The sequence below is a fragment of the Ruegeria sp. AM1 genome, assembly GCF_056540745.1.
On the sequence record NZ_JBQFXH010000016.1, the window covers coordinates 24,214 to 44,447 of the forward strand.

The 20,234-nt window shown below is 52.9% G+C and carries 19 protein-coding genes; 12 read left to right on the forward strand and 7 right to left on the reverse strand.

The window, feature by feature from the left end:
* Positions 1-61: 61 nt before the first annotated feature.
* The 9 genes from ACR0I7_RS18670 to ACR0I7_RS18710 are packed head-to-tail and all read left to right on the forward strand — an operon-like array spanning position 62 to position 9,151.
* Positions 62-1,009: a carbohydrate ABC transporter permease gene (locus ACR0I7_RS18670; protein WP_480513667.1), complete on the forward strand. Its 948-nt coding sequence runs from the start codon at positions 62-64 to the stop codon at positions 1,007-1,009.
* On the forward strand, positions 1,006-1,944 hold the full coding sequence (locus tag ACR0I7_RS18675; RefSeq protein ID WP_480513668.1) for a carbohydrate ABC transporter permease: 939 nt from the start codon (positions 1,006-1,008) through the stop codon (positions 1,942-1,944). Before ACR0I7_RS18670 ends, ACR0I7_RS18675 begins: the two co-directional genes overlap by 4 nt.
* A complete protein-coding gene (locus tag ACR0I7_RS18680; protein ID WP_480513670.1) occupies positions 1,941-2,129 on the forward strand; it encodes a hypothetical protein in 189 nt (62 codons plus the stop codon). Before ACR0I7_RS18675 ends, ACR0I7_RS18680 begins: the two co-directional genes overlap by 4 nt.
* Before the next feature lie 2 nt (positions 2,130-2,131).
* Positions 2,132-3,229: an ABC transporter ATP-binding protein gene (locus tag ACR0I7_RS18685; protein ID WP_480513671.1), complete on the forward strand. Its 1,098-nt coding sequence runs from the start codon at positions 2,132-2,134 to the stop codon at positions 3,227-3,229.
* Positions 3,222-4,214 carry an ABC transporter ATP-binding protein gene (locus tag ACR0I7_RS18690; RefSeq protein ID WP_480513673.1) on the forward strand — a complete coding sequence of 331 codons (993 nt, stop codon included), beginning with the start codon at positions 3,222-3,224 and terminating at the stop codon, positions 4,212-4,214. Before ACR0I7_RS18685 ends, ACR0I7_RS18690 begins: the two co-directional genes overlap by 8 nt.
* 11 nt (positions 4,215-4,225) lie before the next feature.
* The gene (locus ACR0I7_RS18695) at positions 4,226-5,848 is read left to right on the forward strand and encodes a dihydroxyacetone kinase subunit DhaK (protein WP_480513675.1); all 1,623 of its coding nucleotides are present in this window, start codon (positions 4,226-4,228) and stop codon (positions 5,846-5,848) included.
* Positions 5,849-5,855: 7 nt separating this feature from the next.
* Positions 5,856-6,914 (forward strand): LacI family DNA-binding transcriptional regulator, encoded by a 1,059-nt coding sequence (locus ACR0I7_RS18700; RefSeq protein WP_480513677.1) that lies wholly within the window; start codon positions 5,856-5,858, stop codon positions 6,912-6,914.
* Positions 6,915-6,941: 27 nt separating this feature from the next.
* Positions 6,942-7,997, forward strand: a complete 1,056-nt coding sequence (locus ACR0I7_RS18705; protein WP_480513678.1) for a sugar phosphate isomerase/epimerase family protein — start codon at positions 6,942-6,944, stop codon at positions 7,995-7,997.
* A 47-nt stretch (positions 7,998-8,044) separates the two neighbouring features.
* Positions 8,045-9,151 (forward strand): Gfo/Idh/MocA family protein, encoded by a 1,107-nt coding sequence (locus ACR0I7_RS18710; RefSeq protein ID WP_480513679.1) that lies wholly within the window; start codon positions 8,045-8,047, stop codon positions 9,149-9,151.
* A gap of 365 nt (positions 9,152-9,516) precedes the next feature.
* Here ACR0I7_RS18710 and ACR0I7_RS18715 read toward each other — a convergent pair whose 3' ends face one another.
* Positions 9,517-10,266, reverse strand: coding sequence for a helix-turn-helix domain-containing protein (locus ACR0I7_RS18715; protein WP_480513681.1), 750 nt, complete (start codon positions 10,264-10,266; stop codon positions 9,517-9,519).
* 106 nt (positions 10,267-10,372) lie between these two features.
* Here ACR0I7_RS18715 and ACR0I7_RS18720 point away from each other — a divergent pair, with 106 nt between their 5' ends.
* The gene (locus ACR0I7_RS18720) at positions 10,373-10,795 is read left to right on the forward strand and encodes a hypothetical protein (protein ID WP_480513682.1); all 423 of its coding nucleotides are present in this window, start codon (positions 10,373-10,375) and stop codon (positions 10,793-10,795) included.
* Between the two features lie 167 nt (positions 10,796-10,962).
* On the opposite strand, the gene ACR0I7_RS18725 is transcribed toward ACR0I7_RS18720, so the two are convergent.
* The 6 genes from ACR0I7_RS18725 to ACR0I7_RS18750 all read right to left on the reverse strand — a co-directional run bounded on the left by ACR0I7_RS18725 (position 10,963) and on the right by ACR0I7_RS18750 (position 16,391).
* On the reverse strand, positions 10,963-11,175 hold the full coding sequence (locus tag ACR0I7_RS18725; RefSeq protein WP_480513683.1) for a hypothetical protein: 213 nt from the start codon (positions 11,173-11,175) through the stop codon (positions 10,963-10,965).
* A gap of 358 nt (positions 11,176-11,533) precedes the next feature.
* Entirely contained in the window at positions 11,534-11,938 is a 405-nt protein-coding gene (locus ACR0I7_RS18730) for a GtrA family protein (RefSeq protein WP_480513685.1), read from the reverse strand.
* Complete coding sequence (locus tag ACR0I7_RS18735) at positions 11,935-12,930, reverse strand: glycosyltransferase family 2 protein (RefSeq protein WP_480513686.1); 996 nt, start codon at positions 12,928-12,930, stop codon at positions 11,935-11,937. Before ACR0I7_RS18735 ends, ACR0I7_RS18730 begins: the two co-directional genes overlap by 4 nt.
* Complete coding sequence (locus ACR0I7_RS18740) at positions 12,927-14,510, reverse strand: ArnT family glycosyltransferase (protein WP_480513687.1); 1,584 nt, start codon at positions 14,508-14,510, stop codon at positions 12,927-12,929. Before ACR0I7_RS18740 ends, ACR0I7_RS18735 begins: the two co-directional genes overlap by 4 nt.
* Before the next feature lie 47 nt (positions 14,511-14,557).
* Entirely contained in the window at positions 14,558-15,493 is a 936-nt protein-coding gene (locus tag ACR0I7_RS18745) for a hypothetical protein (protein ID WP_480513689.1), read from the reverse strand.
* A 109-nt stretch (positions 15,494-15,602) separates the two neighbouring features.
* Positions 15,603-16,391 carry a MipA/OmpV family protein gene (locus tag ACR0I7_RS18750; RefSeq protein WP_480513691.1) on the reverse strand — a complete coding sequence of 263 codons (789 nt, stop codon included), beginning with the start codon at positions 16,389-16,391 and terminating at the stop codon, positions 15,603-15,605.
* 247 nt (positions 16,392-16,638) lie between these two features.
* Here ACR0I7_RS18750 and ACR0I7_RS18755 point away from each other — a divergent pair, with 247 nt between their 5' ends.
* Positions 16,639-17,535: a LytTR family DNA-binding domain-containing protein gene (locus ACR0I7_RS18755; protein ID WP_480513693.1), complete on the forward strand. Its 897-nt coding sequence runs from the start codon at positions 16,639-16,641 to the stop codon at positions 17,533-17,535.
* Positions 17,536-18,482: 947 nt separating this feature from the next.
* On the forward strand, positions 18,483-19,688 hold the full coding sequence (locus ACR0I7_RS18760) for an MFS transporter (RefSeq protein ID WP_480513694.1): 1,206 nt from the start codon (positions 18,483-18,485) through the stop codon (positions 19,686-19,688).
* Positions 19,689-20,234 lie beyond the last annotated feature (546 nt).

Here is a 20,234-nt window from a genome sequence, read left to right on the forward strand (position 1 = left end):
CGGGGGCAATCCCGCTCCACCTTCACCCGTGAGTCCGAAACCAACGAGAACTGGCAAAGAGATGTCTGACAGGACTGTAGATCGCGTTGCGCAGGCAACGCCCCAGCGAGTTGCGCGAAAAATTCGGGGGTTATCCGACCGTGCAATCGCCTGGATATTCATCTCCCCAACGATATTTCTACTGCTGGCGATAAACATCTTCCCGTTGATCTGGACCATCCAACTGAGCTTTACCAACTACAAAGCCAACCGGATCGGGCGTGAAGTGAAAGATGTCGGGTTCCGGAATTACGAGCGTATTCTAACGGACTCGGACACCTGGCTGAATATGCAGGCGACGGCGCATTTCCTGTTCTGGACGATCTTCTTCCAGGTCCTAATCGGGTTTACTTTGGCGTGGCTGATCAACAAGAAATTCAAGGGCAACGATCTTTGGACCACGATTATCGTGTTACCGATGATGCTGTCTCCGGCGGTTGTCGGAAACTTCTGGAAGTTCCTTTATCAGCCTCAGATCGGCCTGTTCAACTACATCGTGTCTTGGTTTACCGGCAAAGACCCATCGAGCTTTGAGATGCTGGGCTCAGTGACGCTGGCCCCGTGGGCGATCGTTATCGTTGACACCTGGATGTGGACGCCCTTCGTGATACTGATCTGTCTGGCCGGGCTGCGCAGCATTCCCGATTACATCTACGAAGCGGCTGAGATCGATCGGGCCAGCAAACTGCGGCAGTTCTTTACAATCACCATCCCCATGGTCCTGCCGTTCCTGATGCTTGCGGTGCTGTTTCGAGGGATCGAGAACTTCAAAATGTTCGACCTGGTGGTTCAGCTAACAGGCGGAGGGCCCGGTTCTGTTACGGAACTCACTTCGATCAATCTTAAGCGAGAGGCGTTCGAGAAGTGGCGTACGGGCTATGCCTCGGCCTATGCGATCATCCTATTCGTCACCGTGTTCGGCCTTGCGTCGATCTACGTCAAAGCCCTGAACAAAGTGAAACAGAGATGAGCAGTTTTTCCGTCACCGAACCCTCGAACCAGTCCAAGTGGATCGCAGGCTTATTAGTCATCACTTATGCACTGATCACGATGATCCCACTGGTTTGGATTTTACTGACTGGCTTCAAGTCCCCGGCCGATGCGATCAGCTACCCGCCTAAGGTGGTCTTTGACCCAACACTAGAAGGCTACGTCAATCTCTTCACCACACGAACGCGGCAAACGCAGGAATTTCTGGAAGCCAACCCGCCACAGAATTGGGCCGATGAGATCGTGCGCCAATACGACATGGTGATCGTTGGACCATCCAAATTCGGTGAGCGCTTTATGAATTCGGTTATCATCGGATTTGGCTCGACGTTCTTGAGTATCTTCCTTGGCACGCTGGCTGCCTATGCGTTCAGCAGGTTTAAAGTCCCGCTTAAGGACGATCTACTGTTCTTCATCCTCAGTACAAGGATGATGCCCCCGGTCGCCGTCGCCATCCCAATCTTCTTGATGTTCAGAAACCTTGGGCTGAGCGATACGCATCTGGGAATGATCCTGCTGTATACGGGTGTGAATATTTCCCTGGCGGTCTGGTTGCTGAAGGGATTCATCGACGAAATCCCAAGAGAGTACGAGGAGGCCGCCCTAATAGATGGCTACACCCGTTTTCAGGCATTCTACAAAGTGGTGCTGCCGCAAGCCGCAACCGGCATAGCCTCGACAGCTATCTTTTGCCTGATCTTCGCCTGGAATGAATATGCGTTTGCGGTGCTGCTGACGTCTGCGAATGCGCAGACCGCACCACCTTTCATTCCAACCATCATCGGGATCGGAGGTCTGGATTGGCCCGCGGTTGCGGCTGGCGCCACGATCTTCCTGATCCCGGTCATGATTTTCACCATCCTCATGCGCAAACATTTGCTGCGTGGGATCACATTCGGAGCCGTACGTAAATGAGCGAGTTTCTTACTGGATTACTACGGCTCCGCCGCGGCCCATGGGAGATGGTCGCAACCATCCTCATCGCTTTGGGGGTCTTCATGCTGATGCAGCCCTTTGTCCTTTGGGGCTTCACCTACTCTTTCATCGTCACGCTGATCGGAACCGTCATGTTCATCATCGTCAGCCATTTCCCGGAGTAGAAATGGCCCAGATCGTAGTTAAAAACGTAAAAAAGATGTTCGGCGATTTCACGGCTGTCCGCGAAAGCTCGTTCACGATCGAGGATGGTGAGTTTTTCATGTTGCTGGGGCCATCCGGCTGCGGAAAGACGACAACACTGCGGATGATCGCAGGGTTGGAGCTTCCAACGTCGGGTGAAATCTATCTGGACGGTGAAGAGATCAGCCAGCGGCCGCCATCAGAGCGAGATATTGCATTCGTGTTCCAGATGTTCGCGCTCTATCCTCACATGAACGTGCGCAAGAATATCAGCTACCCCCTGATATCGCAGGGCATGCCGCGAGCTGCCGTCAAAGCCAAAGTCGATGAAGTCGCGGGAATTCTGGGGATCAAGGACATCCTCGATAGCCCGGTAGGTGGACTGTCAGGCGGCGACAGACAGCGCGTGGCGCTGGGTCGCGCGATTGTTCGCGAACCCAAGGCGTTCATGATGGACGAGCCCCTTGGTGCCCTGGATGCCGAGTTTCGTGAGCACATGGCCGAAGAACTACGCGCGCTTCATGATCGCATGGGCGCAACCACTGTTTACGTCACACATGACCAGCTGGAAGCCATGCAAATGGGTGACAAGATCGTGGTGATGAACAACGCCGTGATCGAACAATTCGGCACGCCGCAGGAAATCTACGACAAACCAGCTACGATGTTCGTTGCAGATTTTATCGGGTCTCCTTCGATGAACTTCCTGCCGTTTCAGGGAAAGGTCGAACCTGGCTCGGAAATGGTACGACTGAATGGCCATGACGAAGCCGTGCCCAAACTGATAGAAGGGGCGGAAGGTGACTTGGTTTTCGGCGTTCGCCCCGAGCATGTTTTTCTATCGGATGCGAGTTCCTACCGGGCAAAGGTTCTGGCCGCAGAATATTTGGGAACCACCCAGATCGTGACATTGCAAAGCCCGAACGGAGAGCTGAAAGCCCGAATTGATGCTCGCGAAACCGTCAGTCCCGGTGAGACAGTGGGATTGGAGTTCCGCTCCCCCGCAGTAACCCTCTTTGAAAAATCTACCGGACGCGCGTTGAGGTCCACTCTGAACGACGAGGTACTAAGCAATGGCTGAAGTCGTTTTGGAGAATATCTCGAAGTCATTCGGCAATCTTAAAGCGGTGGATGATATCTCAATGACGATCCCCAACGGTGCCTTTGTGGTGTTGTTAGGCCCGACCGGCGCGGGAAAAACAACAACACTGAGATTGATATCCGGACTTGAGAAACTGGATTCAGGCACGGTGCGCATTGCCGGGCGAGATGTTGGAATAGAAACGCCAGCCCAGCGCGATGTAGCGATGGTCTTCCAACAATACTCGCTCTACCCGCATATGACAGTGCGTGAAAACCTGTCTTTCCCTCTGCGATCGCCTATCCTGAAGACGCCAGAGGATGAGATCGCCAGGAAGGTTAACGAAGTCTCGGAAATCCTCCAGATCCCACACAAACTGGACAACAAAGCCACTGAACTGTCGGGCGGTGAAATGCAGCGCGTTTCAATTGGACGGGCACTTGTGCGCGACCCCCAGATATTTCTGATGGACGAACCGCTCAGTTCTTTGGACGCCAAGCTTCGGGCGGATTTGCGGGTCGAGCTGAAAAGGATTCAGGCCGATCTAGGATCAACCTTGCTCTACGTGACCCACGACCAAGTCGAAGCCATGACAATGGCGACGCATATTGGCGTTTTGGAAAATGGCAGGCTGGTTCAATATGGAACACCCCGGGATATCTACGAAAACCCAGGCAGTGTTTACGTTGCCAGCAGGTTGGGTCTGCCACGGATCAACATCCTGCCGTCCAAGTTGTTCGGAGGCGATCACAAAGGCCCACAGATTGGTCTTCGCCCGGAAAACATCATTGAAGGCGAAGGCAGTGAGGCGCAGGTGATACGTGCCGAGCACCTTGGGGATCAAACGCGGCTTCACCTGGACCTAAATGGCCACCCGGTTGTGACCTTGATTGATGTTCATCAGGACTATCCATCTGGAAAATTTATAAAAATCCGACCCCACAACCCGTTGTATTTTGACGCGTCCGGCGCGCGCGTGAATTAAGGAGCAAAAGCATGGCCCAGTTCCTCAACACAAAAGAAACCTTAGTGACAGAGGCCATAGACGGCCTTCTGGCCTCCACCGGAGGGCAACTTACCCGATTGGACGGCTACCCGCACATCAAGGTCGTTTACAGGTCGGATTGGGACAAGTCGAAAGTCGCCCTGGTTTCTGGCGGAGGGTCTGGTCACGAACCAGCCCATGCAGGTTTTGTTGGCGCCGGCATGCTGACAGCCGCAGTGTGCGGGGAAGTGTTTGCATCCCCTTCAGTCGAGGCGGTTCTGGCGGGCATTCTTGCGGTCACAGGTGAGGCTGGGTGCCTGCTTATCGTCAAAAATTACACCGGTGATCGGTTGAACTTTGGACTGGCAGCCGAACGCGCCCGTGCATTAGGCCGCAAAGTAGAGATGGTCGTTGTTGATGATGACATCGCCCTGCCCGACCTTCCGCAACCACGTGGCGTGGCAGGTACGTTGTTCGTGCACAAAATAGCCGGAGCGCTTGCTGAAAGCGGTGCTGATCTGGACGCCGTCACCGCCGCAGCAAGACGCACCATAGCAAAGGTTGTCAGCATCGGTATGAGCTTGGACACCTGTACCGTTCCGGGATCTCCAAAAGAAGACCGGATCGCACCTGGCAAAGCGGAGCTCGGCTTGGGCATCCACGGCGAGCCCGGTGTACAGCAAGTCGAATTCTCAAATGCTGTATCGGCTATGTCCACAGTGGTGGAGAAGCTAGAGCAAAGGTTAGGTGCTGGGGATTGCGTGGCGCTGGTCAACAACCTAGGTTCAACAACTCCGCTAGAAATGGCTGTCCTCACGCATGCGTTGTCCGAAACTGGTATAGCCCACCATATCATCGGCCCGGCACCCATGATGACATCGCTGGATATGCACGGGTTTTCGGTTTCCATTCTGCCCGTGGATCAAGACGATTTGTCAGCACTTAAAGCTCCGGTTGATCTGGCCGCGTGGCCCGGGGTCAATGCCATCGCCCCGATCAAAGTCGCACCATTGCCTGATGGCCTGACCCCGATCGATCCAATTCCTTCGAACAATCCCGCAACAAAGGAAACGATAACCCGTCTGTCAGATCTGCTAGTCAACGCAGAGAAGGCCCTGAACGAGCTGGACGCGAAATCCGGAGATGGCGATACAGGAAGCACATTGGCGACCGCTGCTCGGGCGTTGCAGGGCAGCCTTGATCGGATGCCGCTGGCTGATCTGACACAGCTGTTTCCGGCGTTGGGCAACGAACTGAGCCAGACAATGGGTGGGTCATCGGGTGTGATCCTTGCGATCTTTTTCAACGCAGCCGGGGATGCCTGTGCAAGCGGAGCCTCCGTGCCTAAATCCCTGGTCGAGGGCCTTAACCGTGTCAGTCAGGTCGGAGGTGCCAAGGTCGGTGACCGGACAATGATTGATGCCCTGGCACCAGCGCTTGCCGCACTGCCATCTGGTCTGACGCACGCGGCCGAGGCTGCCCGTGAGGGCGCGAACAACACCGCAAATATTCGTCGTGCGAAGGCAGGCCGCGCGGCCTATGTTCCCGAAGAAAACCTAGTTGGATATAACGACCCGGGCGCTGAGGCTGTTGCTTTGTTGTTTGAAGGCTTGGCGCGGGAGATTGAGGGCTGAAGAACACGTGGAAGACCAAAAACAAAAACTAGAATTGGTGAAGAAGCCAACCGTCAACGACCTCGCGCGCGTCGCTGGCGTCAGTCTGGCGACTGTTGACCGGGTCTTGAACAGACGCCCCGGCGTGCGGGCCGTAACCGTACAGAAAGTACAAAAGGCAATTGATGAGCTGGGGTATGTGCGCGACACCGCTGCAGCCAACCTGGCGCGAAACCGAGTTTACAACTTCCTCTTTGTTCTGCCGGACACTGACAACGAGTTTGTGGAGGCAATCAACAGCCAGATCGCCGAACAGACACGTGACCAGTTTATCGAGCGGACTCGCATCGCGATAAAAAAGGTCGCTCCGTTTGAGCCGCAAGATATCGTCAACATTCTGGACGCTGTGGACAGTTTGGATGTCGACGGTGTCGCCGTTTTCGGACCCGAAACGCCTTCTGTCAGGGATGCCGTCAAAAGGCTCAGGGACAGAGGCGTCCCGGTGGTTGCCTTGGTGTCTGACTTGCCAAGTTCTGAGCGAGACCACTTTGTGGGGATCGATAACGTTTCGGCAGGACGAACCGCCGCTCAGCTGATGGGGCGGTTTGTCCATCGCGACGGCAAGGTCTTAGTTCTTACGGGCTCTCGTTTGGCGCGTGACCACCTGGAACGTCGCCAAGGCTTTGATATTGTTGTTGACGAGGAATTTCCGCACCTCCAAGTCGTAGCGTCGGTTGAGGGTCGGGATGATCCGGATCTGATCTACAAGATGATGCCTGAAATCTTTGAAACCTATCCGGATCTGGTTGGAATATACTCTTCGGCAGCGGGCAACGCGGGCCTGATTCAATTTCTTTCAGAGAACAAGCTCAGCAAAGATCTGGTGATCATAGCTCATGAGCTTACTCCGCTCAGTCGTGAGGCGCTTAGGCTTGGAACATTTGACGCCTTAATCTCGCAAGACACCGGGCATATTGTTCGTTCAGCCGTCCGTCTATTGCGCGCAACTTCGGATAAGGTTCCATTCAACAAAGCGCAGGAACGTATCCGTATCGACATCTATCTGAAGGAAAATTTACCGCCATAGAGGCTTAGGTTTTGGGGAGGAAATTTTATGAAGACGATCAAAGGTCCAGCTTTGTTTCTTGCGCAATTTGCGGGGGACGAAGCACCGTTCAATTCGTGGGACGCGATCACCAAATGGGCGGCTGATTGTGGATACAAGGGCGTTCAGGTTCCCAGTTGGGATGGTCGGTTGTTCGACTTGGAACAGGCTGCGTCCAGCGCCGATTATTGCGATGACTTCAAAGGCAAAGCCAGGGAAAATGGTGTCGAGGTCACCGAACTTTCAACGCACCTTCAGGGCCAGCTTGTGGCCGTTCACCCGGCCTATGACAGTGCGTTTGATGGTTTTGCCGCCGAAAGCGTCAGAGGAAATCCGAAAGCCCGGCAAGAATGGGCAGTAGACCAGGTCAAGAAGGCGCTATCCGCTTCGAAAAATTTGGGCATTTCGGCACATGCGACATTCTCAGGCGCTTTGGCCTGGCCCTATGTCTATCCTTGGCCTCAGCGCCCTGCGGGCTTGATCGAAACCGCGTTTGATGAGCTTGCGCGTCGTTGGGTGCCCATCCTGAATCACGCCGAAGACTGCGGCGTTGATGTCTGCTACGAAATTCACCCCGGAGAGGACCTCCACGATGGTGTGACGTACGAGATGTTTCTGGAACGGACGGGAAATCACTCACGGGCCTGCATGCTTTATGATCCGTCGCACTACGTGCTGCAATGCCTCGACTATTTGGACAATATTGACATCTACAAAGATCGAATTCGGATGTTCCATGTCAAAGATGCCGAGTTTAACCCAACGGGTCGGCAAGGAGTTTATTCCGGGTATCAAAGCTGGGTTGATCGTGCCGGACGCTTCCGGTCACTTGGCGATGGTCAAGTGGATTTCGGGGCAGTCTTTTCAAAAATGGCGGCGAATGACTTTGATGGCTGGGCAGTTGTGGAATGGGAATGCTGCCTCAAACACCCTGAGGATGGCGCGCGTGAGGGCGCTCAATTTGTATCAGATCATATAATCCGTGTGACCGAGAAAGCCTTTGATGATTTCGCTGATGGTGGCACGGACGAAGCGGCCAATCGCAAAATGCTGGGGATTGAGTAATGGTTACAGGACGCAGTGAAGAAACCTCAGGACGCATTCGCCTTGGCATGGTTGGCGGCGGAAACGAAGCCTTCATAGGCGGGGTTCATCGCATAGCAGCGCGACTGGACGACAAGTTCGAGCTGGTTGCCGGTGCCCTGTCCTCAACGCCAGAGAAGTCTCTTGAAAGTGGTCAGGCATTGGGGCTCGAACGGGTCTATGAAGACTTCAAACAGATGGCGATAAGGGAAGCCCGGCTGAAATCTGGGATCGAGGCGGTCTCAATCGTCACGCCAAATCACGTCCATTATGCGGCCGCGCGTGAGTTCCTGAAACGCGGGATTCATGTCATTTGTGACAAGCCACTCACCTCGACCCTTGCCGATGCGAAAAAGCTGGTCAAAGCAGCGGAAAGCGCGAATGCCTTATTCATTTTAACCCACAATTACACGGGCTATCCAATGGTTCGGCAGGCGCGTGAAATGGTTGCCAACGGCGATATTGGCAAGACTCGCGTGGTGCAGGTTGAGTACCCGCAGGATTGGCTGACCGAGCAGCAGGATTTCAAACAGGCTGAGTGGCGAACCGATCCCGAACGCTCGGGCGCGGGTGGATCAACCGGTGATATCGGGACTCATGCTTACAACCTCGCTTGCTTTGTAACCGGGCTGACCGCGGAAAGCTTGGCGGCAGATTTGCAGGCCTTTGTGCCGGGGCGCAAAGTCGACGACAATGCCCACGTCTTGCTGCGCTTCGAAGGCGGAGCGCGGGGGATGTTGTGGTCTTCTCAGGTGGCTCCCGGAAATGAAAACGCACTTCGTTTACGGGTCTATGGCGAAAAAGGTGGGCTGGAGTGGTCTCAGGAAGATCCCAATTACCTTTGGTTTACACCATACAACGAACCCAAACGTCTGATCACCCGAAATGGAGCTGGTGCTGGTGATGCTGCCAATCGGTTGAGTAGAGTCCCTCCAGGCCATCCCGAGGGATATCTCGAAGGTTTCGCCAATATCTATGGAGAGGCTGCTGAGGCGATCCAAGCTTTCCGGAATGGGAGTTTACCTGACGTTTCCGTTGTTTATCCAACGGTTCATGACGGGCTCAATGGTGTAAAGTTTGTAGCCGCATGCGTGCAAAGCTCTTCAAGGAATGCGGCTTGGGTCAGCTTAACTTAAAATCTGGCTTTGGGCATAGGGCAAACATCTCAGAAGGCCGTGTGGGTATATGCCAAAAAGTCGAAGCGCACGCAACCTATAGATGCACACTCCGGAACAACGAACCGCGAACGTCTCTGAAGGGATGTTATGTAAAGAGATCTTTGGTTGAGTGGTCAGTTCTCCTGCGGATCAAACGAACCATTGCTTTAGTCGCCGGATAGCAGTCATTGATCCTGTGCGCCGAGAACGTCTGTTTCGAGCCCACTTTGATCGATACCACACATTTTACCAAAGCACACGAAACGATGGAAGGAGGCATTGCTTTGACATTGAAAGGCCACGAACCAACCAAAGAGTTCGCATGGTATTTCCAAATCGAACAGTTAATTTCCAAACACTGTTTCTAAAGCATGCTTGGTCTCGCCATCAGAAGGAAAGAAAAGTTCAATCTTTAGTTCTTCCAAGGTTGTATCCTCTGGTGTTCCAAATTGAGCGATGGTGCCAAACATCGAGAAACGCTGGTCCCCGAACCGAAACACCGTAAGCATTGTGGGGCCTTGATCCGTGCCAACACGCGCATGGTCAATCAAAAATGCTACAGCGGCATCCAGCTCGTGAACACCACCCTGAGCTGCGCTTTCTGTTCTAAGCCTCAGCATAGTACTGTAAGCAAATTCAGGCCAGTTTTCGACGGTTTCCCACAACAATGGATTTCGCAGAAGCTCTAGCATACAGCTGCCTTCTGCTATTCCGAACATCCCGAACATTTTTTGCGCAGGCTCGTTCATCCGCGTTAACCGCCATAGCCGGTCGATAGCGATCCCTGGGTAAGGCGCGTGGTTTTGAAGCGTGCGATCAATTGCCTGCCGGATTGGTGCCATCTCAGTATCGTCCCAGTCTCGAGCCTCATACCGAGACGCAAACCCTATCGCATTAAGCATCTGGTTTCGAGCGGAGAGCGGCACCGTCAGCGCTTCCCCTAGTTGAATGATCATCTCTCGGCTCGGTCGTGCGCGCCCAGTTTCAAGAAAGGAGATGTGACGCGCGCTGACGTTGGCCTCGAGTGCAAGGTCCATTTGGCTAAAGCGCCGCGTCTGTCGCCAATGCCGGAGCAGTTCGGAGAATTGTGTCATGGCGCATGAGTAGCTCTATAAATGGCGCGGGTCACCTACCTAAGAGGTAATTGTCTGGCGTCGCACGCTATGGGAACTGAACTCATGTCATCAAAGGAGGCCACGTATGACAAAAGAACAAAAACGAATGCGCATCAATGGGATCATCGTTGCTTTTTTAGGGTTTGCACTAGCCCTAACAGCATGGCCGCCACTTTATCCTCTGGCAGAGCTTTTCCTAGACCTAGCCCATTGGCCGGTCTCGGAAGCCCCTGCGATCTTAGATCCAACTGGGCGATTAATGCTTGCTATCGGAGGCGGTTTGACTGCTGGAATAGGTGCGATGATGTGGACCGTCGGAACCGAGGTGATGCCAGTTGCCCCTGTTGAGGGCCGAAAGGTTGTCTTGTATTCCGCTGTTGTATGGTTCCTTATAGATTCCACGTTTTCTATTGTTGCGGGCTCACCCTTCAACGCGGCATTGAACTTGATCTTCCTAGCGTTGATGCTCGGGTCAGTCACTTTCAAGAAGCGACAAATCGCTGCTTAGCTTGAGGGCCCATCAGCCCAAAGCGGCCATTGGTTTCAACGAAACCAATGGCCGCTTCGTCCCCAATCTTTCTAGTTGCTAGCAACACAGGCGATGTCCCGTTTATGCGTTTAGCGACCTGCTGCATGAACAAAGTCCTAGAGCACGATCAATGGCCGGTAAGGACTCTAGGAGATTGCTCTATTGGTGTTGGGTTCCTTGTCTGTATCTGCCTTGCCAAACCTCTGATGAAAGCTCGATGGCAGCATGCGGCGACGTTTTTCTGGGGTATTCTCCCAAACTTCCGCATCAGTCATCGGCTCAGTCCTGACGTCATAGTTGCCGCAATCGAAGCGTGACAGATCATTTGGAGGAGCATCTGTGTGACGATCTTTACCCAAATCTCATCTCCTTGTTTCCACCTCATCATGCCTGCGGGTACATAGCACTTCGTTGCTCTTAACTGCCGTTCATCGTCATTTCCTTTGTCGCGCAGCAGCTTGCTCAAAGCGAGCCTTCGGCTCGCGATACATAGTCGTTTCTCGGAATGCGCACGCCTCTTAACGCCCGCTTATCACCGACCCCAAGTGTGCAATGTGCCTTTAACGAGAAAGAGGCGAACATCGCCATTTACTCGTTGGTCAATCAATAGAGCTCGCCCATGTTGCACTTCATGTTTCGCGCCGTGGGGCAGGTGCTGTAGCAAAAAGCAATACGTCCTGAGCGTAAACAATAAGTGGAGCCAATTCGGGGTGCATGTCAGTCAAAACTACTGCAGGATTTTGAGACCGCTGCAAAGGCCCAGTTGCGACTGAGCACGAAGTTGAGTGTGGCCACAAATACGATCACAAGAGACAATGCGAGAGTCTCAGGCATCCAATAGAAAATCATGATTGTCGCAAGTAAGGCTTGACCGCACAGGAAGCTACCCAAAGACACGACGCCATATCTAGCCAGTGATCTTACCTTGTGGATACCGCGATCATGAAAGGTAAAATGCCGGTGACCAAGAAAGCCCAACCCGAACGCTCCTAAAAATCCGATCGCATTTGCCTGCAAAGCGGACATACCCAACATCAAAACGACTATAGCAATACCATAGTGCAGTACCGTCGCGGCACCGCCGACAAAGCCGAATCGTATGATTTGAAGAAGGTTTTTCATATACAGAAGTTTGATTTGTATTCCTCTGCCACAATGAAACCCGGACGCTGTTTGACCTCAGAGAACACTCGCGAAAGATATTCGCCAATCACGCCAATTGAGATCAGCTGAAGCCCGCCAAGAAAAAAAATAGCGGTGGTCGTGGTTGCAAAACCAGGGACATCGACACCCCAGATCAAGGTTTTTAGCACAATCCAGAAGCTCATTAGCATGGATATACTGGCAAAGGCGAAACCAATCACAGTCCAGATGCGTAGTGGCCAATCAGAAAAAGAGGTCAGGCCGGTCAAAGCGAGCCTGAACAGATTGCGCAAGCCAAACTTGCTGGTTCCCGCGTGTCTGACACGCAGTTCTATTGGAACGGCACAACTCTTAAACCCGACCCAGCTGAACAATCCTTTCATGAACTTGTTGCGCTCAGGCAAAGACAACAACGCCTCGACAACCCGCCGATCCATAATGCGATAGTCCCGCGCATCGGGCGGTATCTGGCATTCGCTTCCTATGCTGAGAAGGCGATAAAACCCACTGGTGAGCAACCGTTTTAGTGGGCTTTCGTCATGCCGATGCGCCCGCACAGCGTAGACCACATCATACCCTTCTTCGAAACGTTCAATCAGATGCTGCAGGGTTGCGAGAGGCTCCTGCAAATCTGCGTCCAGAATGACAACCGCTTTGCCACGTGTGCGCATAAGCCCGGCTGACATGGCCTGCTCTTTACCAAAGTTTCGCGACAGCCGGATCGCAGACAAGGGTAGTTTGCCACCAATACAGACAATCTGATCATAGGTCTTGTCCGTGCTTCCGTCATCGACGACGACAATTTCGAAGGTTTTCTTCAGCCGTTTCGCTTCTGCGGCAACTTCCAGCAGAGTCTTGCGAATGTTTTCTTCTTCGTTGAATGCAGGAATGACGAAACTCAAGTCGGGCCTGGGTGTTGCATCGGCGACCACGGCCGGGAAATGAAACAAAGACTGCTCAGGGACGCTCATTGGCTGATCTCCGTCCCGGCGGCTGATCTATAGAACAGCACATGGCGACCAAACTGTCCGATACGCTCAAAGCCATCAACCAGATTTTCGGTGTCAGACAATTCGGAATTCGACGGGACCGCAATCGCATACGCAACCTGATCCGTAGTATCGATTTGAGCGAGGTCTTGAATAACCCGCGCGCGGCCCTGCGTATAAAACTCACCGGAATAGCTGCGCCGACCCAGATAGTAGAGCTTTGCATTCTGGTCGATTTGGTGCAGTTGGCTGACCAGAACCTTAGCACTGCGCAATCGCAACGCATCAGGTTGAACCTGTGCCAAAACCATCATGATAGCCCCTGTAGTCAACGTAAACAGGACACCGCCGACAAAACACATACGTATTATGCTTTGGTGAGCCCCTGACCATATCGCGCCATACAGGTAGACAATCAGGATCGAGGCCGCGGGTAACGATGGCAGCGTGTAAGCCGCCAGAATGTTGGCCGACAAGGTAAACAGGATCATCGGTGACAGCGTCCAACAGAGTAGATACAACAGCCAACCGGATCGGTCCGCTAGGAATGCGGACTTGAGACCAGCGGGTTTAAAGATCAGTGGGATCAGGAATAGAGACCATGGCAAGAATGCCAGCATCCAGTCAGACCAAATCGCCCCTTTCGGGCGCTCATGCCCTGATCCGTACAAGTCACCCTGCCAATCCGGAATCGTGAAGCGCTCAAAGTGCTCACCGACAAGAAAGTAGTAGAGAAATCCAGGGGTTTTCAACTCTGCCAGCACATACCAAGGCAATGCCAAGACAAGTGTTAACAACGCTCCCATGCCCCAACGCACGCGAAGTAAGCTGCGAGCCTGACCGCTGAGTACAGCCCATAGGACAACCGGGATCCCGCAAAGAACCAAAGCCACCGGTCCCTTTGCCAGCAACCCAATCGCAAGACCGACACCAGCAGGCCATACTCCCCACGAACGGGTGTTATCGGCACACATTGCCTGCCACAGTGAGATCATGACAAGCGTTGTTCCAAGAACCAGAACCAGATCTGTCATGACAAATGCACTAGCCCCGAAAAACAGGATCGCGCTGGACAGGACAGAAATCACGCATAGCGCAGCGCCAGCGCCGAGGTTCTGACGCACCCATCGAAAGAGTAAAACTAGCAGCGCAATGGCGCAAATAAGGATGAGAACACGTGCGCCAAACGCATTGACGCCGAAAAGCTCCATTCCCAGCGCAGAAAGCCATGTGTGAAGTGGTGGTTTCCCCCAAAACGGGATGCCGTAGTCGAACTGAGGTGTAATCCAATCCTGTGTCTCGACCATTTTTCGGGCGATTTCTGCATAGCGAGCTTCGGTTGTATCAGTTAGCGGGACCGTGAAAATCCCAATCAGACGCACAAACCCCAAGGCTATCAACCCGCCAACCAACACGATAACCTCACGTTGCGATAGAGCAATAATCTGGCGGGCCGCTCCGCTCATAGTCGCGGGTTTCGCCCCAACCTCCGACACGCGGCTACTCTGCTGGACAATTGCAGTTGGATTTGAGGTTTCCACGGCTGCATCCCTTCTCTGCATGAGACCAGTCATCTGGGTTTGTTGCGTACGAAAAAATCCCAAAGCCATCATCCCGTAACACCATCGCTTAGGCCGGGGATCCGATAGGCTTTGATGCCTGGGGCTGACTCTGTGTACTCGTGATCTTGCAAGACGAAAGCCATGTCATTCACAAGTGCCAAACCCGCAGGATCGGGATTGCCCGAAATGAGGTAGAGATCCTTGATCCAGCCGGTGGCCGGGTCCACTTCGAGGATCGAGGGGATTGTGCTTGTCAGTACGAACAAACGCCCGTCGCGGATGTCCATCCCGGTAAACTCAAGGTCGCCCAAGCTGCGCCCTGGCTTTTTTGCTCCGCTAAGGGGAAGCAGAGACACTTCGGCGTTATGCGTGTCGATGGTTCCCAGAACGCCAGTTTCAGTACCAAAATATAACTTCTGACTGCGCGGGTCATAAGCCATCGCCGACAACGCGGTCACCTGATCGGCGCTTGGGCCATTGGGAACAATGTCGCTTTGTTGAGACCAAATGCCATCCTGTTTTTCCCAAACCTGAATGATGCCGGTATCGCCCGAAACAAAGACCTCATCTGCGCCGGCTGCCACTGTTTCGATTGAACCCTGCCGGAACACCAAAGGAATACTTCTCATCAGAGCCCGTGACGATACAGCAAGCGTATCGCCATCCAGCTCAAACAACTCTGCCTGATCGGTCACAAGAAACAGGTGGTGCCCATCTTCGCCCAGGCTCACACCAGACGGCTGCTCGATGCTATCTGGCAGACTAATAACTCCACTCGGTTTGATGGTCCCGGTCTCGGGAACCGGCGGATTGGTAGGGGCATATTCTGCAACGTCGTCTGGCGAGACAAAGTTGATCACCTCGAAAACACCATGAACACCAATTCTCGTATTGGTCGCGATGTATAAAATTCCAACAACAAGAATAGGTACCCGCAGCAGGCGGAAAACCTTGTATAGGTTGGATTTCAAAGGTTGAGTCATAAGTTACTGCTCCAGTGGGCAGGTCCGCATCTGCGACCTGTTGTGTCTTCAAGACTCTGGTGGGAAAAGTCAGAGCCCCCAATGGCAGCTCTGACAAGGAGCCTCTCAGCTAGAAGCGAAAGACAACACCTGTGGTGAATTCAAGCTGCGACGAATCGAAGGTGACGGGGCTATTTTTTGCGTCGCTTTGCAATGCGTTGTATTCTGCAACGCCGTAAAGACCGAAGCGATCGTTGAAAAAATGTGCGATGCTCAGCTCCAGGCCAATCTGCTCGATACCCGACCCGGCTTTATGCTCTGAAAAATTGCTGTTGGCCGCCTCGCTGGCGGAAACACCATAAAACGCATTCATGTAGCTGGAGTTTGCCCATGTAACAGAAGGCGCGAAGCCCAAATACGTGCTTTCACCAAGCGGGTATTCGAAATTCGCACTCAGTTCCGCCGTAAGCCCCTCGTGACCATCGCTGCCAAAGGCGCGTGAAACGTTAAGCTCTATCTCGGCTTGCCCTAACTCGTATTCCATCAATAACCGCAACGCCGGGCTACCTTTTACATCGCGCAGCCCGGTCAGGCGGCTGTCATCAGCAACCAACCGCTCGGTGAAATCATACCCGACGGCTGTCCCGAACGAGAAGTTTCCGCCAGTTCTTTCGGCGTTGATCAAATAGGCCCCAACCCCGGATTCTGTACGCAAGAAAAACAGGTTATTCCAGGTCACATCGACGTCCAGTCCCGCCGAATTCTCCATCCTGTCTGAGCCGGGATAGACATTTTCGCGACGCAGACCGATACCAAAATACCCTTCCCAATCAGAGTTGGTCTCTTGTGCGACAACCTGCGTTGCCGCGATCGAGCTTACGACAAGCGCAATACTGGCCGACTTAGTGTTGTAACTCATATGTATGTTTCCGTTCAGACAGTTTCCCAAAGACGAGGTATCAGGAGGTCCTGATGCCTTGCTGGGATGTCAGGGAACTGCGTGTATGGGCCAGCTAAGTTTCGTTTGTGGTCGTTTTCATGCGTCAACACGCCGGCGGTTTTCGCCAACGGTCGTTATACTACCGCTGGCGAAATAAGTGTTGATGTGTCTATGTTCGAGACGCATTGGCGACTGTAATCTGCAAGGAAATGAACGGTCCAGAAACATGAGCTTTTCTAAACATCTGACATCTATCGTATCGTCAGGTCTGAAAAATGCCTCAGACCATCTTGCCATCCCTGAGGATTTCACCAGTTGGCCCGGATTGCTGAAGTTCGCGATGCTTTACTCACTGATAGGAGCGATTACTCTGACCGGCTTTGGTCCTGAAGGGACGCAAGGCTTGGACTTTGTCGCAGCAACCCTGCATTGGTTCCTGCATTTGTTCGTGTCGATGATGATCATGATTTCAGTAAATGCGATTGGAATCATCGCGGGACTACGTGCCCCATGGACTTTGATCCTGTCTGTGATTTTGCTGCCGTTCATATTGGCAGTTCCGTCGCTGCTGATCGACACAGTGATCGGCGTTGAGGAGCAGGACGCAGAACATGCCACTCTCATTTACGCTTACTTGCAAGAAGTGGTGGATATTTTTCATCCGGCAATCAGCCTTGCCGCTATAACTGTTTTGTTCGCCGCGCGAACGGTGACGCTTGCCAAAAAACTGCGAGAGTCTCTGGTCGAAAAAGTGAGTAGCGAGCCGGTGTTGCAAACCGTTCTACCTCAGGTCCCACACCACCTTGAACAGGATCTCATACGAATTCAGGCTCAGGACCACTATATCCTCGTTGTCACTAAAGAGGGGCAGGCAATCATTCACATGCCGTTTTCCCAAGCCGTCAAAGCTCTGACCGAGTTTCGGGGTGCTCAATGCCACCGGTCCCATTGGATCCGCTACCGTCATGTATTGCGAATTGATGTGGACGGTAGCGCTTATCAAGCGAAGTTGGACAATGGGGATGTCGTACCGATCAGCCGCCGCAGATACTCCCTTGTTCGGGCCGAAACTGCGCTGAAAGGGCAGTTCCGCACAAATAGGGAAGCCGTAATTTCAGCTTAAGCTTAGAGAAGGTGACGAACCTTTGTGTGCGACTAGCTTCGGACTTTTTCGCCACCAAAAAGGTTTGAGAAGTGTTAGATAGTGTAGCTTCTTCCGGTGTTGTTTCGATTGTCGATTATCCAACGATTTTACAGACTAACAAGGTGTTTCTTTGTATTTGGGCACGATGCTATCAACGAAATAGTCAAGGTAACGTGAAGGAAAACCTGACATTCGCCGCCAGTTAGATGTTTAAGTGAGGCTGAACTTACGGTTGCTGGTGATCTCATCTACTGAATGGCTGCTTTGGTGAAATCACATAGACATCATGCAACTGCAACGAAAGTCTAGTTCCTGCCTGACCCCCTTGAAATACCATCGTCGCAATGTGCTGACAGCCGCCATTGGGGCGCGTGCAGCGAAAGCTAACTTTGTTCCGCGATCTGGGAGTTCCAAGGAAATCTGATCAAGCAGGCGCAGCGAGAGCCCGATCTAGCGAAGCTGCGTCGCGGCGCTTGACTAATATTGGCATGTCCGGAATGGGATGCTTTGAACGCCACCAGCACAAACCCATGCAAATGGGTAACTGGCGGCCAAGATATCTAATACAGCAATGTCACCAAGTCACTTCAAATTTGCACTCGACCTAGGCCGATTTGTTCTGTGCCTTTTTATCTGTCTTAGTTGGCCATTTCCGATGTTGTCGGCAGTTCCGTTTAGTGCTTGATGCCAAGCAGGCTGCTTGACGGGGTTTGCACCCGGGCACCTTACCTTGGTTTTTTTTGATTTAGGTATCGGGCGTCCTATCTTGGTTTCAGGCAAATTTATTGGATTTGAGACCGGATTGATACCACCCAGCTCAGTCTTCGGCACGATGTTGGGCTAGAGGATTCGAAGCAGTCCAATCGTATCTCCAGGTAAAAACTCTTTTTGCTTGCTTTGCCAGGGTTCCCGTTTGATAGGGCAGTATGTTCAAGAACCGAGCTATTGTCTTCATTCTTCTAACGCTGATGATCGACGCCATCGGCATCGGTATCGTGTTCCCGATTATGCCGGATTTGATGGACCGGGTTGGCGCGGGTGATACCGGGCAAGGTGCACTTTGGGGTGGGTTGCTGATGGCTGCCTATGCAGGGGCATTGTTCCTGTGTGGACCCATCGTCGGAAGCATTTCAGATGCAGTTGGCCGCAGGCCGATATTGTTAGCGGCGCTTGTCACGCTCACGCTGGACTATGTGATCATGGCTATGGCCGACAGTTTTTGGCTTCTTCTTCTAGGGCGGACCGTCGCGGGCCTTGCAGGGGCGACCTATATCACTGCGACGGCCTATATTGCCGACATTTCTTCTCCTCAACAGAAGGCGGCGAATTTTGGCCTTATCGGCGCGGCATTCGGGATTGGCTTTGTACTAGGTCCAGCCGTTGGTGGCATCGCAGCAGAAATCAGCGTCGCCGCGCCGTTTTGGATTGCGGCGGTTCTGTCGGCGAGCAACGCCTTGTTTGGTTACTTCGTGCTACCAGAAAGCCTGACGTCAGACAAACGCCGCCCTTTTGGAAAGCTCGACCTCAACCCATTCAAGTCGATCTTTGATGCTTTCCGCATACCAGGCCTTGCTGTGCCCCTGCTTTGCATTTTTATCTTTGAGTTTGCCAATATGGTCTACCCAACACTTTGGGCATTCTGGACGCGTGAAGTATTCGACTGGCCTACACTCTATATTGGACTGTCTCTTGCAGCCTACGGCGTGCTGTTGGCTTTGGTCCAGGGTGGGTTAATGCCCATCTTTATCAAATGGATCGGGGACTTTCGCACGCTGATGTTGGGCATGATTTCGGCGCTGATCGGGATGATCGGCTTTGGCTTTACCAGCTCGGTTATGGCCCTGATCATCTTCCTTGTTCTAGCGGCGTTGTCTGATCTTGTACCAGCGTTGATGACAGCAATGGCATCGAACCAAGTAGATGAAGATCGGCAGGGAGTTGTGCAGGGCGTTATTGCGTCACTGTCATCCGTTGCCGCAGTTTCATCTCCCTTGGTTATGACCGGATTGTTTCAGACATCCGTTGATGGGACAGGCCTTTATTTCCCGGGTGCACCGTTCCTTTTCGCGGCCGCACTAATTCTGCTGATGACGCCGCTGGTGATCCGATTGCGTGGGCATGCCTCCGTTTGAAGGTCAATCATTTCAAAAAAATTGCTTAAGCGGGCTACGGCGGTTTTGTCCGCTATGTGTGAGTTCAGCGACCCCAAGACTTTGCAGTTGCGACGAAGGACCGGTTCAGCTGTGCTGTGATGCAGCGTAGGCTTCCACCATGAATGGCGGCAATGGGCGGCTAGAACGGTCGCCGGGCACTACACCAGGAAACACTGTGCCACACCTAGTCTAGGCATTTGCCATCAAACTCTACGCCGCCTGACCTTCAAATCGCACCCAATTTTCCGGTTGGGAAACGGGACCAACGAAACAAGCGGGACTATGGGTTCGAAGCGGAGAGCGTCAAAATAGGAAAGACTTTGGCGCAATAGGAAGAACTATGTGTCGCTTCACAACAAGTGTCGGGGGACACATAGTTTTACCAGTCAGCGACAGCTAAGTCGTTGATTTTGAGTGACCCAGCCCCCTGAAATCAGGCCATTGAGGTGTTAGTAATCCGTCCAAGCAAAGGATGGACTATGAAACGCAGATTTAGCGACGAACAGATCATTGGAATGATCAAGG

Coding starts and splice junctions, on each gene's coding strand:
- ACR0I7_RS18760 (WP_480513694.1), top strand. CDS start 18,483: ATGTTCAAGAACCGAGCTATTGTCTTCATTCTTCTAACGCTGATGATC.
- ACR0I7_RS18680 (WP_480513670.1), top strand. CDS start 1,941: ATGAGCGAGTTTCTTACTGGATTACTACGGCTCCGCCGCGGCCCATGG.
- ACR0I7_RS18715 (WP_480513681.1), bottom strand. CDS start 10,266: ATGACACAATTCTCCGAACTGCTCCGGCATTGGCGACAGACGCGGCGC.
- ACR0I7_RS18685 (WP_480513671.1), top strand. CDS start 2,132: ATGGCCCAGATCGTAGTTAAAAACGTAAAAAAGATGTTCGGCGATTTC.
- ACR0I7_RS18745 (WP_480513689.1), bottom strand. CDS start 15,493: ATGACTCAACCTTTGAAATCCAACCTATACAAGGTTTTCCGCCTGCTG.
- ACR0I7_RS18740 (WP_480513687.1), bottom strand. CDS start 14,510: ATGCAGAGAAGGGATGCAGCCGTGGAAACCTCAAATCCAACTGCAATT.
- ACR0I7_RS18690 (WP_480513673.1), top strand. CDS start 3,222: ATGGCTGAAGTCGTTTTGGAGAATATCTCGAAGTCATTCGGCAATCTT.
- ACR0I7_RS18755 (WP_480513693.1), top strand. CDS start 16,639: ATGAGCTTTTCTAAACATCTGACATCTATCGTATCGTCAGGTCTGAAA.
- ACR0I7_RS18705 (WP_480513678.1), top strand. CDS start 6,942: ATGAAGACGATCAAAGGTCCAGCTTTGTTTCTTGCGCAATTTGCGGGG.
- ACR0I7_RS18730 (WP_480513685.1), bottom strand. CDS start 11,938: ATGAAAAACCTTCTTCAAATCATACGATTCGGCTTTGTCGGCGGTGCC.
- ACR0I7_RS18675 (WP_480513668.1), top strand. CDS start 1,006: ATGAGCAGTTTTTCCGTCACCGAACCCTCGAACCAGTCCAAGTGGATC.
- ACR0I7_RS18670 (WP_480513667.1), top strand. CDS start 62: ATGTCTGACAGGACTGTAGATCGCGTTGCGCAGGCAACGCCCCAGCGA.
- ACR0I7_RS18720 (WP_480513682.1), top strand. CDS start 10,373: ATGACAAAAGAACAAAAACGAATGCGCATCAATGGGATCATCGTTGCT.
- ACR0I7_RS18735 (WP_480513686.1), bottom strand. CDS start 12,930: ATGAGCGTCCCTGAGCAGTCTTTGTTTCATTTCCCGGCCGTGGTCGCC.
- ACR0I7_RS18710 (WP_480513679.1), top strand. CDS start 8,045: ATGGTTGGCGGCGGAAACGAAGCCTTCATAGGCGGGGTTCATCGCATA.
- ACR0I7_RS18750 (WP_480513691.1), bottom strand. CDS start 16,391: ATGAGTTACAACACTAAGTCGGCCAGTATTGCGCTTGTCGTAAGCTCG.
- ACR0I7_RS18695 (WP_480513675.1), top strand. CDS start 4,226: ATGGCCCAGTTCCTCAACACAAAAGAAACCTTAGTGACAGAGGCCATA.